12 protein-coding genes are annotated in these 15,693 nt (G+C 54.0%); 2 read left to right on the top strand and 10 right to left on the bottom strand.

Annotated features, from left to right (window positions below):
- Nucleotides 1–3 precede the first annotated feature (3 nt).
- From oppF to BBB56_RS07175, 7 genes are all read right to left on the bottom strand, one after another.
- Nucleotides 4–1,005: a murein tripeptide/oligopeptide ABC transporter ATP binding protein OppF gene (gene oppF / locus BBB56_RS07205; protein ID WP_123800204.1), complete on the bottom strand. Its 1,002-nt coding sequence runs from the start codon at nucleotides 1,003–1,005 to the stop codon at nucleotides 4–6.
- Nucleotides 1,002–2,015, bottom strand: a complete 1,014-nt coding sequence (locus tag BBB56_RS07200; RefSeq protein WP_123800202.1) for an ABC transporter ATP-binding protein — start codon at nucleotides 2,013–2,015, stop codon at nucleotides 1,002–1,004. Before BBB56_RS07200 ends, oppF begins: the two co-directional genes overlap by 4 nt.
- Nucleotides 2,016–2,026: 11 nt before the next feature.
- A complete protein-coding gene (oppC, locus tag BBB56_RS07195) occupies nucleotides 2,027–2,935 on the bottom strand; it encodes an oligopeptide ABC transporter permease OppC (protein ID WP_199756206.1) in 909 nt (302 codons plus the stop codon).
- 14 nt (nucleotides 2,936–2,949) lie between these two features.
- On the bottom strand, nucleotides 2,950–3,870 hold the full coding sequence (gene oppB, locus BBB56_RS07190; protein WP_123800200.1) for an oligopeptide ABC transporter permease OppB: 921 nt from the start codon (nucleotides 3,868–3,870) through the stop codon (nucleotides 2,950–2,952).
- Nucleotides 3,871–3,962: 92 nt separating this feature from the next.
- On the bottom strand, nucleotides 3,963–5,600 hold the full coding sequence (oppA, locus tag BBB56_RS07185; protein WP_123800198.1) for an oligopeptide ABC transporter substrate-binding protein OppA: 1,638 nt from the start codon (nucleotides 5,598–5,600) through the stop codon (nucleotides 3,963–3,965).
- Between the two features lie 148 nt (nucleotides 5,601–5,748).
- Nucleotides 5,749–7,365: an ABC transporter substrate-binding protein gene (locus BBB56_RS07180; RefSeq protein WP_123800195.1), complete on the bottom strand. Its 1,617-nt coding sequence runs from the start codon at nucleotides 7,363–7,365 to the stop codon at nucleotides 5,749–5,751.
- Nucleotides 7,366–7,934: 569 nt separating this feature from the next.
- Nucleotides 7,935–8,582 (bottom strand): YchE family NAAT transporter, encoded by a 648-nt coding sequence (locus tag BBB56_RS07175; RefSeq protein ID WP_123800193.1) that lies wholly within the window; start codon nucleotides 8,580–8,582, stop codon nucleotides 7,935–7,937.
- Nucleotides 8,583–9,024: 442 nt separating this feature from the next.
- On the opposite strand from BBB56_RS07175, the gene adhE reads away from it, so the two are divergent.
- On the top strand, nucleotides 9,025–11,712 hold the full coding sequence (gene adhE, locus BBB56_RS07170; RefSeq protein WP_123800191.1) for a bifunctional acetaldehyde-CoA/alcohol dehydrogenase: 2,688 nt from the start codon (nucleotides 9,025–9,027) through the stop codon (nucleotides 11,710–11,712).
- 61 nt (nucleotides 11,713–11,773) lie between these two features.
- Here the strand turns inward: adhE and tdk are convergent, their stop codons facing one another.
- A complete protein-coding gene (gene tdk / locus BBB56_RS07165) occupies nucleotides 11,774–12,391 on the bottom strand; it encodes a thymidine kinase (RefSeq protein ID WP_123800189.1) in 618 nt (205 codons plus the stop codon).
- A 433-nt stretch (nucleotides 12,392–12,824) separates the two neighbouring features.
- Here tdk and hns point away from each other — a divergent pair, with 433 nt between their 5' ends.
- Complete coding sequence (gene hns / locus BBB56_RS07160) at nucleotides 12,825–13,232, top strand: histone-like nucleoid-structuring protein H-NS (RefSeq protein ID WP_123800187.1); 408 nt, start codon at nucleotides 12,825–12,827, stop codon at nucleotides 13,230–13,232.
- 85 nt (nucleotides 13,233–13,317) lie between these two features.
- On the opposite strand, the gene BBB56_RS07155 is transcribed toward hns, so the two are convergent.
- Together BBB56_RS07155 and BBB56_RS07150 are read right to left on the bottom strand one after the other, a co-directional pair.
- Entirely contained in the window at nucleotides 13,318–14,325 is a 1,008-nt protein-coding gene (locus BBB56_RS07155; protein ID WP_123800185.1) for an NAD-dependent epimerase, read from the bottom strand.
- A gap of 14 nt (nucleotides 14,326–14,339) precedes the next feature.
- Nucleotides 14,340–15,680, bottom strand: coding sequence for a UDP-glucose dehydrogenase family protein (locus tag BBB56_RS07150; protein WP_123800183.1), 1,341 nt, complete (start codon nucleotides 15,678–15,680; stop codon nucleotides 14,340–14,342).
- Between the last annotated feature and the right edge of the window lie 13 nt (nucleotides 15,681–15,693).

Here is a 15,693-nt window from a genome sequence, read left to right as displayed (position 1 = left end):
TATTTACAGCGGATCGACCTTCAGGCAGGAGACCGCATGGCGGAAACTTCCCTCCAGCAGCGGACGCGTTTTCGCGCATTCCGGACCGGCTATCGGGCAGCGCGTGCGAAATACGCAGCCTGACGGCGGATTGATCGGCGACGGCAGCTCGCCCTCCAGCAGCTGAATCTGCTTGTTCTTCTCCAGATCCGGATCGGGGATCGGCACCGCCGACATCAGCGCGCGCGTATAGGGATGCTGCGGATTGTTATAGACCGCATCATAGGTGCCCAGCTCAACTGCATGGCCGAGATACATCACCAGCACGCGATCGGAGATGTGCTTCACCACCGCCAGGTCATGGGCGATAAAGATTAGCGACAGCCCCATTTCGCGCTGTAGCTGTTGCAGCAGATTAACCACCTGCGCCTGGATTGACACATCGAGCGCCGAAACCGGCTCGTCGCAGATAATCAGCTTTGGCTCCAGGATCAGCGCGCGGGCGATGCCGATACGCTGGCACTGACCGCCAGAAAACTCATGCGGGTAGCGGTTGATCAGGTTTGGCAGCAGGCCGACCTTCATCATCATGGTTTTAACGCGCTCTTTTACCTCCTGGCGCGCCATCTTCGGATGATAGGTACGCAGCGGTTCGGCGATAATGTCGCCAATCGTCATACGCGGGTTAAGCGACGCCAGCGGATCCTGGAAAATCATCTGGATGTCGCTGCGCGCCTTGCGCCACTCCTCTTCGCTCTGGCCGAGCAGATCCCGTCCCAGCCAGGCGACGCGCCCCTCGGTGGCTTTAACCAGGCCGATAATGGCGCGCGCCAGCGTGGATTTGCCGCAGCCGGACTCGCCGACCACGCCCAGCGTTTCGCCCTCGTAGAGGCGCAGGCTGACGCCATCTACCGCTTTCAGCGATTTGGCCGGCTGCCAGAACCACTGACGGCCATCTTTGATGTCGAAATGCACCTTGAGGTCGGCGATTTCCAGCAACACTTTTTTCTCAGCAACGGTGCTCATACTAACTCCTCCACCGGCTTAAAGCAGGCGCGCAAACGCCCTTCGCCAAACGGCAGCAACGGCGGCGACTGCGTACAAATCGCCATCGCGTGGGGACAGCGCGGCTGGAAAGGACAACCCTGCGGCAGACGCAGCAGGTTCGGCGGGTTGCCGGGAATCGTCGTCAGGCTCTCACCTTCGGCGTCCAGACGCGGCACCGCGTTCAGCAGGCCAATCGAATAGGGATGGGCCGGCTGATAGAAAACGTCGCGCGCGCGGCCATATTCCATGGTGCGTCCGGCGTACATCACCAGCACCTTGTCACAGATACCCGCCACCACGCCTAAATCATGGGTAATCATAATAATGGCGGTGTTGAACTCCCGCTTCAGCTCATTCAGCAGCGTCATGATTTGCGCCTGCACGGTCACATCCAGCGCCGTGGTCGGCTCGTCGGCGATCAACAGCTTAGGTCGGCACAGCAGCGCCATCGCGATCATCACGCGCTGGCGCATCCCGCCGGAGAACTCATGCGGAAACATTTTCATGCGCTTGCGCGCTTCCGGCATTTTCACCGCGTCCAGCATGCGCACCGACTCTTCAAACGCCTGCGCGCTGTTCATGCCTTTGTGCAGCTTCAGGACTTCCATCAGCTGATCGCCGACGCGCATATAGGGGTTAAGCGAGGTCATCGGGTCCTGAAAGATCATCGCAATCTGCTCGGCGCGCAGTTTATTCAGCGCTTTCTCCGGCAGATTAAGGATCTCATTACCGTTAAAGCGGGCGGAGCCGCCAATACGACCATTGTTCGCCAGCAGCCCCATCAGCGCAAACGCCGTCTGCGATTTGCCGGAACCGGACTCGCCCACAATGCCCAGGGTTTCCCCGGCGCGCAGGGAAAAATTCAGGTCGTTAACCGCCGTCACGTCGCCGTCGTGGGTCTGAAAGGTGACGCGTAAATCCTTTACTTCCAGTAACAGGTCGCTTCCCGCGCGGGCAGCCATGGCTGGCTGAAATTCATGAATAGTCATCGGGAAACCTCTTAACGATCTTTCGGGTCGAGGGCGTCACGCAGGCCATCGCCGATAAAGTTAAAACAGAACAGCGTTACCACCAGAAAACCGGCCGGGAACAGCAGCAGCCACGGCGACACTTCCATTGAGTTGGCGCCATCGCTGAGCAGCGCGCCCCAGCTGCTTAACGGTTCCTGCGTGCCGAGGCCGAGAAAGCTCAGAAAGGATTCAAACAGGATCATGCTTGGCACCAGCAGCGAGGCGTACACCACCACCACGCCCAGCACGTTAGGCACGATATGGCGCAGGACGATGCTGCCGGTAGAGACGCCGCCGACGTGCGCCGCTTCGATAAACTCTTTGCGCTTCAGGCCCAGCGTCTGGCCACGCACGATACGCGCCATATCCAGCCAGGAGACCATACCGATAGCCGCGAAGATCAGCAGAATATTACGGCCGAAAAAGGTCACCAGCAGGATCACAAAGAACATAAACGGAAAGGAGTTCAGGATCTCCAGGATACGCATCATCACCGAGTCAGTTTTGCCGCCCAGATAGCCGGCGATCGAGCCGTAGAGCGTGCCGACAATCACCGCAATCAGCGCCGAGGCGATACCGACCATCAGCGAGATGCGCCCGCCGATGGCGACGCGCACCAGCAGATCGCGTCCGGAGGAGTCGGTGCCGAACCAGTGACCTGAGGTGGTATCCGGCGCAGCGGACATCATTCCCCAGTCGGTGTCGTCATAGGTGAACTGAGCGAACATCGGGGCAAAGATCACAAACAGGGTAATCAGCAGCAGCACCAGCAGACTGATCAGCGCCGCGCGGTTATGGATAAAACGGCGACGCGCGTCCTGCCACAGGCTGCGCCCTTCTACTTCCAGCTTTTCGCTGAAGGCATCAAGAGCTTCGCTGTTTTTCTTACTCAACATCATCGCGAGCTCCAGCTTTAGTAACGGATTTTCGGATCGATGACGGCATAGAGCACGTCGACAATCGCGTTAAAAATAATGGTCAGCACGCCCACCAGAATGGTCAGGCTCATGACCAGCGAATAGTCGCGGTTCAGCGCGCCGTTAACAAACAGCTGGCCGATCCCCGGCAGACCATAAATGGACTCAATGACCATCGAGCCGGTAATGATGCCGACGAAAGCCGGTCCCATATAGGAGAGCACCGGCAGCAGCGCAGGCTTCAGCGCATGACGCAGCACGATGCGACGCAGCGGCAGCCCTTTCGCGCGCGCCGTGCGGATGAAGTTGGAGTGCATGACTTCAATCATCGAGCCGCGGGTAATACGCGCGATGCTGGCAATATAGGCCAGCGACAGCGCCACCATCGGCAGCAGCATGTAGCGCAGCTGACCGCCGTTCCAGCCGCCGCCGGGCAGCCACTTCAGCGTAATGGCGAACAGCAGTACCAGCAGCGGCGCGACCACGAAGCTGGGTATAACCACCCCGGTCATCGCCACCCCCATCACCGCGTAATCCCACAGGCTGTTTTGCTTCAGCGCCGCGATGACCCCGGCCGTTACGCCGAGGATCAGCGCCAGCACAAAGGCCGCCAGCCCAAGTTTGGCGGATACCGGGAACGCGTGCCCGACCAGGTAGTTAACCGAGTAGTCTTTATATTTGAACGACGGCCCGAAATCCCCGTGCGCCAGCTGGATCAGATAGTCCAGATACTGTTTGCCGATGGGATCGTTCAGGTGGTATTTCGCTTCGATATTCGCCATGACTTCTGGCGCCAGCGTGCGCTCGCCGGTAAAAGGACTGCCGGGCGCGAGGCGCATCATAAAAAAGGAGATGGTGATCAGCACGAAGAGCGTGGGAATCGCTTCGAGCAATCGACGCAGGATAAATTTTAACATTGCCGTACCTACCAGGCTTATTGCTTCACAAAGTGTACAAAGTACATAAAGGCGGCACGCCGTGCGCCGCCTTGCCGATAGCCTGTTTGCTATTAGTGTTTGATGATGTAAAAGTTTTTGCTGAGCGTTTTATCCAGCGGATCTTTGCCGGTGTAGCCGCCAACATAGGGCTTCACCAGACGTGCGTTCACGTAGTAGTAAACCGGCACGATGGTGCTGTCTTTATCCATAATCTGCTCTGCTTTGGCATAATCCGCCGCGCGCGCCTTGTCGTCTGCCGCCTTGATCGCATCGTGGATCACTTTATCGAACTCCGCGCTCTTATAGTGCGAGGTGTTGTTGCTGCTGTCAGAGAGCATGGTGTTCAGGAAAGAGGTTGGCTCGTTGTAGTCGGCGCACCAGGCCGCGCGGGCGACGTCAAAGTTGCCCTGATGGCGCGTGTCCAGGAAGGTCTTCCACTCCTGGTTTTCCAGCTTGATGTTCACGCCGATATTTTTCTTCCAGATAGAAGACGCCGCGATCGCCAGTTTTTTATGCAGATCGGAGGTGTTGTACAGCAGGTTGAACGTCAGCGGCTTGTCTGCGCTATAGCCTGCTTCCGCCAGCAGCTTTTTCGCCTCGGCGTTACGCTTGTCCTGCGACCACTTGAACCAGTCCGGCGGCAGAATGTCCATGCCGTCGGTGGCTGGCGGCGTATAGCTATAGGCGGGCAGCTGGCCCTGCGCCAGAACCTTATTGACGATGATGTCGCGATCCAGACCCAGCTTAAGGGCGGCGCGCACGCGCGGATCGGTGAATGGCGCTTTCTGGTTGTTGATTTCGTAGTAGTAGGTGCACAGATAAGGATCGACGTGCAGCTCTTTCGGGTTGTCGCGTTGCAGCTTTTTAAACAGCTCAATCGGCATGTTGTTATAGGTCATGTCGCTGCCGTTTTCCGAGAAGTAGCGATTCACATCGCTGACTTCGGAGTTGATCGGCAGGAAAGTTACCTTGTTCAGCACGGTGTGGGCGTTATCCCAGTACTGTGGGTTGCGCACCAGGGTGATGCGTTCGTTGATAATATGCGCTTCCAGCTTGAACGCGCCGTTGCCCACCCAGTTCTGCGCCTGCGTCCACTGGTCGCCGAATTTTTCAATCGCTGGCTTATACACTGGCGACATCACGGCGTTGATCAGCAGCTTGTAAAAATAGGGCACCGGCTCGCTCAGGGTGACCTGTAACGTATGGTCATCCAGCGCCTTTACGCCCAGATCAGAGGTCGGTTTTTTACCGGCGATAATGTCGTCAACGTTTTCGATATGACCATATTGCAGATAGCTGGCGTAGGGTGACGCGGTTTTTGGATCGGCCAGGCGCTGCCAGCTGTAAACGAAGTCCTGGGCAGTAACGGGTTCGCCGTTGGACCATTTCGCGTTGTTGCGCAGATGGAAGGTCCAGACTTTAAAATCTTTGTTTTCCCATTTTTCCGCTACGCCGGGGATCGGGTGCCCATCGCTGTCGCTGACCAGTAATCCTTCATACAGATCGCGCGCGATATTGTCTTCCGGCACGCCTTCAATTTTGTGCGGATCCAGCGACTGCACTTCATCGCCGTTGCCGCGCACCAGCTCCTGTTTCGCCGCCAGTTCAACCCCTGCCGGAACATTCGCCGCCAGGGCATTCCCCGCCAGCGCGCCCATTGCTGCCAGAACGCCCGCAGCAATCAGGCTTTTTTTCGTGATGTGGTTCATTATTACACTCCAGTTTTTTATCTTCACCGATGCGGCGAACCGCATCGGCGTCCCCCGTTAGCGGGTTCCTCATTGTGGCTGAGGATAGTCATTCGCCCCGAAAGGCTTCGGCCCTGCCTGCCTCCCGACTTATGTTGTCGGGTAAGCGTCAGTGCTTTTTGATGTAGTAATATTTCAAATCGGTCATATCGAGCGGATCCTTCCCGGTGAAACCGCCTGTCCAGGGTTTCACCAGCCGCACGCTGACGCGGTAGTAAACTGGCACAATCGCCGAGTCTTTGTCGAGCTGCGCTTCAGCCTGCTGATAGAGAGTGGCGCGCGCCGCCTCGCTGCTGGCCGTTAAGGTTTGCGCCAGCAGCCGATCGTAATTATCGCTGTGATAAAACGCCGTATTAATCGAGGCGTTGCCGATCAGTAAATTCAGAAAGGAAGAAGGCTCGTTATAGTCGGCGCACCAGGTGGCGCGCACCACGTCATACTGCGCCTGATGCCGGGTCTCCAGCAGCGTTTTCCACTCCTGATTTTGCAGGCTGACCTGAGCGCCGAGATTCTTTTGCCACATCGATGCCGCGGCTATCGCCTGCTTTTTGTTTTGATCTGAGGTGTTATAGAGCAGCGTGAAGCGCAGCGGGCGCTGCGCATTGAAACCTGCTTCGGCCAGCAATTTCTTCGCGGCCGCATTCCGCTCTGCCTGACTCCAGTTAAACCATGCAGGCGGCGTCAGCGTCACGCCCGCCGTTGACGGCGGCGTCAGGCTGTAAGCCGGGAGCTGGCCCTGCCCCATGATTTTCTGCGTGATGATGTCGCGATCCAGCGTCAGCTTGAGGGCGGCGCGCACGCGCGCATCGTTAAACGGCGGTTTTTTGTTGTTGATCTCGTAGTAGAAGGTGCAGAGCAGCGGGCTGACTTTTACCTGATCGCCCAACTCGGTCTGAAGCTTGTGAAACAGTTCAGGCGGCACTACGCTGTTGGTCATATCAGTATTGCCGCTGCGATAGCGGTTAACATCATTATGATCCGATTCAATCGGCAGGAAGGTGCCCTGGTCAATAACGGTATGCGCATTGTCCCAGTAGTGCGGATTACGCCTGACCACGATCTTTTCGTTAATCACCCATTCGCTCAACAGATAGGCGCCGTTGCCGACATAGTGTTCCGGACGTGTCCAGGCATCGCCCCACTTCTCTACCGCTGCGGCCTTAACCGGAGCCAGCGCGGCATTGGCCAGCATTGACACAAAGTAAGGCACCGGTTCGCTCAGCGTGACCTGGAGATGACGATCGTCCAGCGCTTTTATCCCCAGGCTGTCAGGCGCGCTTTTTCCCGCCAGAATCTCATCGATATTCGTCAGATGCGCCGCCTGTAGATAGCTGGCATAGGGCGAGGCGGTTTTCGGATCGGCCAGACGCCGCCAGCTATAAACAAAGTCCTGCGCCGTAACGGAGGAGCCGTCGCTCCACTTCGCCTCATCGCGCAGGGTGAATGTCCAGACTTTGCTGTCGTCGCTTTGCCAGCTTTTCGCCACGCCCGGCACAATGTTGCCGGTATTATCGGTGGTGACCAGCCCTTCCAGCAAATTAGCGATAATGCGTGATTCCGGCACGCCTTCACTTTTTTGCGGATCCAACGAAGAGACTTCCGTGCCGTTATTAATAACAATATTTTGTTTGTCGGCCAGCTCGGTGCCTGGCGGTACGGTGGCCGCCTGTGCGCTGCCGAACATTAACAGCAGGCTGACGAACAGCGGCGTAATCTTCCATTTCATCAAAAAAGTAAACCCTTTTTCATAAGCCCTTTAGCTCATAAGCAAGAAACGTTCTCACTTTGAGACCAAATGAAAAACTACTGCGCCGAAAACTAACAGAACGCCTGGCAAATCGACAAAGTAAAAATAACAAAAATGTTACCTGATTCTCTTTTATCATGTCTCCGCACAGGAAGATACCGTTATTTTTTGCGCAAAAATAAGAAGCATCCCTTTGTTTAGGAAGAGTTTTTATCATTATTGAGATGAATGACAATATCTGAAGGATGAAACAGCGAGTAAATGCGCAACCTTTCTGCTTTTTTCTTCTTTGTAAAAACAAAATGCAGCCATAAAAAGCATTTCTGCGCATTTTTGACGTTTTTTTACCTCAGCATTGAAGTTTTATCGTGTGAGAATTGTCACAAAGGAACGGCGTGGCGAAGCGCCGAGATGTCTGGCGAGTAATTTTACTAATAATTTCAGGCGTAAAGTAAATGCCAGGAATAGTTGCATTATTATGGTGCACCTGAAGAGCAGGATGCACCATAAAAGTACAAAAGGTGTTTTGCAGCGGAAATTAAGCGGGCTTAGTTTAGCAGCCCAGGAAACAGCGCCCGAATGCCGGTGACGACAAACTCAATACCAAGCGCCATCAGCAGCAGCCCCATAATACGGGTAATAACGTTAATGCCAGTCTGCCCCAGTACGCGCACCATTAACGGCGCCGCGCGAAACAACAGCCAGCAGCAAAAAGCAAATAGCGCGATGGCGACGCTAAAGCCCAGCAAATTTTGCCAGCTATGGTAACGGGTGCTCCAGACGATGGTCGAGCTAATAGCGCCCGGCCCCGCCATCAGCGGCAGAGCAAGCGGCACCACGCCAATGCTCTCTCGAATCGCGGTTTCTGACTTCTCCTGTTTATTCTGTTTATCTTCGCCCAGCTTGCCGCTAATCATCGACATCGCAATGGTTACCACCAGGATGCCGCCAGCAATACGGAAAGAGTCGATGGAGATCCCAAAGATATGCAGGATGGCGTCACCAAGAAACAGCGACGTCCAGAGAATAATGGCAACCGCCAGGTTGGCCGTCATATTGGTTTTATTGCGTTCAGCCACCGCCTGATAGCTGGTCATGCTGATAAATACCGGAATAATGCCGACCGGATTGACCAGGGCGAACAGACCCACAAAGAATTTGATATAGCCTGAAAGATCTAGCAACGCTGGGTTCACGGTTCGGTTCGCTCCATCAGGGAAATAAAATCGCGCCTAATTTACGGAAAAAATCACGGCTAAACCAGAGACGAAAAAAGAAAATTCTACGCTATTACACTAATACAGTGAGGCCCTTACGCTGACTTTCTGGCGAGGCGCAGTCTTCAGCCCGCTCCTCTTGACGGTAAGACAGCAGAAGCGCCCAACGCAAAAAGCACAGCTGAAAGGTGTCAGCTTAGGGATAAATTGATCTCAATCAAGATTCACCTACCCCATTCCAGGTAATCTTTTCACATCGCAAGTCAGTTAGTACAGGTTGTAAAAGCGTGCGAAAACTCTTTCAGTAAACCATCGAAAATGCTGGGATTTTGCCTTAGTCCGACATATTACCTTAGCGGAACTATAATCATGGCTCCAGGCAGGTTTACTAATAGAGTTTAACTTCCTTCAGGAGAGCACCATGGCCGTTACCAATGTCGCTGAACTTAACGCACTCGTTGAACGCGTAAAACAAGCACAGCGTGAATACGCCAACTTCACCCAAGAACAGGTTGACGCAATCTTTCGCGCTGCCGCCCTCGCCGCTGCTGATGCCCGTATTCCTCTGGCCAAAATGGCCGTCGCTGAATCCGGCATGGGGATTGTCGAAGATAAAGTGATCAAAAACCACTTTGCCTCTGAATATATCTACAACGCCTACAAAGACGAAAAAACCTGCGGCGTGCTGGAAACCGACGATACTTTCGGCACCATCACCATTGCCGAACCCATTGGGTTGATTTGCGGTATCGTTCCAACTACCAACCCAACCTCTACCGCTATTTTTAAAGCCCTGATTAGTCTGAAAACCCGCAACGGCATTATCTTTTCACCGCACCCGCGCGCCAAAGACGCCACCAATAAAGCGGCGGACATTGTGCTTCAGGCCGCCATCGCCGCAGGCGCGCCGAAAGACATTATCGGCTGGATCGACGCGCCTTCCGTAGAGCTTTCCAACCAGCTTATGCATCACCCGGACATCAACCTTATCCTGGCGACAGGCGGTCCGGGCATGGTGAAAGCGGCCTACAGCTCCGGTAAACCCGCCATCGGCGTTGGCGCGGGTAATACCCCGGTCGTTATCGATGAAACGGCGGATATTAAGCGCGCCGTTGCTTCTATTCTGATGTCAAAAACCTTCGATAATGGCGTGATTTGCGCGTCAGAGCAGTCTGTTATCGTGGTTGATTCCGTTTATGACGCGGTGCGCGAGCGCTTCGCCAGCCACGGCGGTTACCTGTTGCAGGGCGAAGAACTGAAAGCCGTCCAGAACGTCATCCTGAAAAATGGCGGACTTAATGCGGCGATTGTTGGTCAGCCCGCCTTCAAAATTGCTGAAATGGCAGGCATCAGCGTGCCGGGCAGCACGAAAATCCTGATCGGCGAAGTGAAGCTGGTGGATGAGTCTGAACCTTTTGCGCATGAGAAACTTTCGCCGACGCTGGCTATGTACCGCGCGAAAGATTATCAGGATGCGGTCGCTAAAGCAGAGAAACTGGTCGCCATGGGCGGTATCGGCCATACCTCCTGCCTCTATACCGACCAGGATAATCAGAAAGAGCGCGTCAATTACTTCGGCGAGCGCATGAAAACGGCCCGTATTCTGATCAACACCCCGGCTTCTCAGGGTGGTATCGGCGACCTCTATAACTTCAAGCTGGCGCCGTCGCTGACGCTGGGCTGCGGTTCATGGGGGGGTAACTCTATTTCTGAAAACGTGGGACCCAAACACCTTATCAACAAAAAAACCGTCGCTAAGCGAGCTGAAAACATGCTGTGGCACAAACTTCCAAAATCAATCTACTTCCGTCGCGGATCCTTGCCGATTGCTCTGGAAGAAGTTGCCTCCGATGGTGCGAAACGCGCGTTTATCGTGACGGACCGCTTCCTGTTCAATAACGGCTATGCCGATCAGGTAACGCGCGTTCTGAAATCTCACGGTATCGAAACCGAAGTATTTTTCGAGGTCGAAGCCGATCCGACGCTGAGCATTGTTCGTAAAGGCACAGAGCAGATGAACAGCTTCAAGCCGGATGTCATCATTGCGCTCGGCGGCGGTTCGCCGATGGATGCTGCGAAAATCATGTGGGTGATGTACGAGCATCCGGAAACCCACTTTGAAGAACTGGCGCTGCGCTTTATGGATATTCGCAAACGTATCTATAAATTCCCAAAAATGGGCGTCAAAGCGCGCATGATCGCCATCACCACGACCTCAGGCACCGGTTCAGAAGTTACGCCGTTTGCTGTAGTCACCGATGATGCTACCGGTCAGAAATATCCGCTGGCTGATTATGCCCTCACCCCGGATATGGCCATCGTCGATGCCAACCTGGTAATGGATATGCCGCGTTCTCTCTGCGCCTTTGGTGGCCTGGATGCAGTAACCCATGCCCTCGAAGCCTATGTGTCGGTGCTGGCGAATGAATATTCTGACGGCCAGGCGTTGCAGGCGCTCAAGCTGCTGAAGGAGAACCTGCCGACCAGCTATCTGGAAGGATCAAAAAATCCCGTTGCGCGTGAGCGCGTGCACAATGCCGCGACCATTGCCGGTATCGCCTTTGCTAACGCCTTCCTCGGCGTGTGTCACTCAATGGCGCATAAACTTGGCTCTGAGTTCCACATCCCCCATGGCCTGGCGAACGCCCTGCTGATTAGCAACGTTATCCGCTATAACGCTAACGACAACCCAACCAAGCAGACCGCTTTCAGCCAGTATGACCGTCCGCAGGCGCGCCGCCGCTATGCAGAAATTGCCGACCATCTCGGCCTGAGCGCCCCTGGCGACCGTACCGCGCAGAAAATCGAGAAACTGCTGGCATGGCTGGATGAGATTAAAACTCAGCTGGGTATCCCGACCTCTCTGCGCGAAGCAGGCGTGCAGGAAGCGGACTTCCTGGCGAAAGTTGATAAGCTGGCTGATGACGCCTTCGACGACCAGTGTACCGGCGCTAACCCGCGCTATCCGCTGATTGCCGAGCTGAAACAGATCATGCTGGATACCTTCTACGGCCGCGAGTACGTTGAGCCTTTCTCCAGTGCGGCGCAGGCGATTGCTGCCCAGCCGGTAAAAACGGAAAAAGCAGAGAAGAAAGCGAAAAAAGCCTGAGGGCTAAACTAAAAAAAACCCGCCTCGGCGGGTTTTTTTATCTCTGTAGCCTGACTGTCGCTCAGGATGTTTTTGACTGCCCATAAATGGCCGCCAGCGAGCCTTGCTCTATCGCCTGTTTGTAGTGTTTGCGGCACACCGAAATGTAGCGTTCATTTCCGCCAATCACCACCTGCTCCCCTTCGCTATAAGGCCGCCCCTCAGCGTCAAGCCGCAGCACCATTCCCGCTTTACGTCCGCAGTGGCAGACGGTTTTTAGCTCAACCAGCTTGTCGGCCCAGGCGAGTAGATACTGGCTGCCGCCGAAAAGCTCTCCGCGAAAGTCAGTACGCAGCCCATAACAAAGCACGGGGATATCCAGCTCATCCACGACGTCAGACAGCGCTTTAACCTGATCGCGGCTCAGAAACTGACACTCATCTACCAGTACGCAGTGAACCGGCTGTCGGGCGTGCTCGGCTGCGATCTCCTCCTTAAGTCGCGTTTCGCTATTATAGAGCGCGGCAGGCGAAGAAAGTCCGATACGAGAGCTAACCTTCCCTGCGCCAAAGCGGTCATCTATTTCAGCGGTGTAGACCAGGGTTCGCATCCCACGCTCCTGATAATTATAGGAGGACTGTAATAGCGCGGTCGATTTCCCTGCATTCATTGCGGAATAATAAAAATAGAGCTGAGCCATTCGTGTGTTTTCTCAAAGCATTGCAAACTGAATGCACAAAATTCTATCACAGATAAACACAAATCAGGGTGGGGATTATTTTGTGTATCCTGCTTACATCTTCGCCGTTAGCGGAAAAAAACTTACCGCTTCCTGCGCTTTAAATGACTTAATCATTAGCCAGAGGACTTAATTGAAAACGTCCTGTTTGTCTTGCGAACAGCCTTGCCCCTCTTGCCTGGCTCAAGGCTGACCTGACTTAAACGTTTCGGATTTTTCATAAAATGCTGACGCGTGAATATCAGGCGCTTTACCATTTTAGATTAAATCCAGACGGCGCCCTTAATTATCAATCTTTCCCGCTCCCCTTATTTTACTATTGCAGTAATTTTTTGCCGCCACTATTATTAGCTGGCAGAACACCTCTCCATTAATATATTCAGAGACCAGGACAATGAGCGAAGCACTAAAAATTCTTAATAATATCCGTACATTACGCGCGCAGGCTAGAGAGTGTTCACTTGAAGCGCTGGAAGAAATGCTGGAAAAATTCGAAGTCGTGGTAAATGAACGCCGCGATGAAGAGACGCATGCAAAAGCGGAAAGCGAAGAGCGCACGCGCAAACTTGAACAATACCGCGAGATGCTGCTGGCGGATGGAATCGATCCCAACGAGCTGTTAAGCGCAATTTCTGAAAGCAAATCGTCTGGTAAAACTAAGCGCGCGACGCGTCCGGCTAAATATCAGTATGTCGATGAAAATGGCCAGACTCGCACCTGGACTGGTCAGGGCCGCACGCCAGCCGTGATCAAAAAAGCGATTGAAGAAGAAGGTAAACAGCTGGACGACTTTTTGCTGTAATAACTGATAGTGCTTCTGTAATTGAGGGTCACACTCTTTGTGACCCTTCTCTTGCTTTCAAACCCTGCTTCTGCTCTTCTGGCCGTCACACCTTATAAAATTCGCGATACCACTCGACAAAGCGTTTAACACCCTCTTCCACGTCGGTCTCAGGTTTAAAACCAATTGCCTGATATAACGCTGCGGTATCGGCGCTGGTCTCCAGTACGTCGCCAGGCTGCATCGGCAGCAGGTTTTTCTTTGCTGTTACGCCCAACGTCTTTTCAATCGCCTCAATATATTTAATCAGGCTGAGCGGCTGACTATTTCCAATGTTATAGACGCGATAAGGCGCGGAACTGGTCGCCGGCGAACCGCTTTCTACCGTCCAGCTCTCATCCGGTTGCGGAATCACATCCTGGAGGCGAACAATGGCTTCGGCTATATCGTCAATATAGGTAAAGTCGCGTTTCATTTCGCCGCGGTTATAAACATCGATCGCCTCGCCTGCAATCATGGCGCGCGTAAATTTAAATAGCGCCATATCGGGACGGCCCCATGGACCATAGACGGTAAAAAAGCGCAGCCCGGTGGTCGGCAGCTGGTAGAGATGAGAATAGGTGTGTGACATCAGCTCATTAGCTTTTTTCGTCGCGGCGTAAAGCGAGACCGGGTGATCGACGCTGTCATCCGTTGAAAACGGCATTTTGCGGTTCAGACCGTAAACAGAGCTGGAAGAGGCATAGAGCAAGTGTTCGATCTTATGATGACGACAGCCTTCCAGGATATTCAAATGACCTGTGAGATTCGCATCCGCATAGGCGTGAGGATTGTCGATGGAATAGCGCACGCCCGCCTGCGCGCCCAGATGAATAACGCGCTGGAAAGCGTGGCGTTCAAAAAGCGCGGCTATACCGGCGCGGTCGGCCAGATCTAATTTGATAAAGGTAAAAGCGGGATGGTGGCCAATTAAATCCAGGCGTGATTGTTTCAGACCGACATCATAATAATCGTTGAGATTATCTATGCCGATAATCTGGTGACCGGCAGCCAGCAAGCGTTGAGTGACATGGAATCCAATAAAGCCTGCGGCACCGGTAACCAGAATATTCATAAAACCCTCGTTAATTACGCAATTTGAATAGAAGCTCCGCGGCCGATTGCATAATAAACGAAACCGCGATTGCTGATACGCTCTGGATCATACAGGTTACGACCATCAAAAATCACGGGTTGCTTGAGGGAATTTTTAATAACCTCAAAGTCCGGAGCGCGGAAATTCTGCCACTCCGTACAAATTACCAGACCATCTGCGCCCTGTAGCGCCGCCTCTTTGGTTCCCATCAGCTTCAGATCGCTGCGGTGACCATAGATACGCTGGGCTTCATCCATTGCTTCCGGATCGAATGCCTGAACGGTTGCGCCCGCTTCCCACAGCGCTTCCATCAGCACGCGGCTGGAGGCTTCACGCATATCGTCGGTATTGGGTTTAAACGCCAGTCCCCAGACAGCAAAGGTTTTACCGCTCAAATCATCGCCGAAGTGGCGTTTGATAAAAGCAGGCAGCTTGGTTTTCTGACTGTCGTTGACGTCTTCTACCGCCTGAAGCAGGCGCGGCTTGTAGCCAATCGACTCTGCCGTACGGATCAGCGCCTGCACATCTTTCGGGAAGCAGGAGCCGCCGTAGCCGCAGCCAGGGTAGATAAAGTGATAGCCGATACGCGAGTCAGAGCCGATACCCTGACGCACTTTTTCGACATCCGCACCCAGACGCTCAGCGAGGTTGGAAATCTCGTTCATAAAGCTGATTTTGGTCGCCAGCATGCAGTTCGCCGCGTACTTGGTCAGCTCCGCACTGCGGATGTCCATCACAATCATACGATCGTGATTGCGGTTAAACGGCTCGTAAAGCTCACGCAGCAGCTCTTCAACCTCATCATTATCCGTACCCACTACGATACGCTCAGGACGCATACAGTCGTTAACGGCTGCGCCTTCCTTGAGAAATTCCGGGTTAGATACGACGTCAAAGGTCAGGCTGACACCGCGATCGCGCAGGGTCTCTTCCATCACGCGACGCACTTTATCCGCCGTTCCGACCGGAACCGTGGATTTATCAAGCACAACCTTGTGATCGTTCATATGCTGCGCAATGGTACGCGCCACGGCGGTCACATATTTAAGGTCTGCCGAACCGTCCTCATCCGGCGGCGTGCCCACGGCGATAAACTGCATTACGCCATGATTAACGCCCTCTTCCGCATTGGTACTGAACTTAAGGCGCCCCGCCTCATAGTTCGACATCACCAGCGGCGTAAGGCCGGGTTCGAAAATAGGGATGATGCCTTTTTTCAGGTTTTCGACTTTTTTCGCGTCGACATCAATGCAGAGAACGTCATGTCCGACTTCGGCTAACACCGCAGCCTGAACCAGACCGACATAGCCGATACCAAATACAGTGACTTTCATCGAGTTATCCTGT

The sequence above is a fragment of the Candidatus Pantoea deserta genome (assembly GCF_003813865.1).
Classification (GTDB): Bacteria; Pseudomonadota; Gammaproteobacteria; order Enterobacterales; family Enterobacteriaceae; genus Pantoea; species Pantoea deserta.
This window is presented reverse-complemented; position numbering and strand designations above follow the sequence as displayed.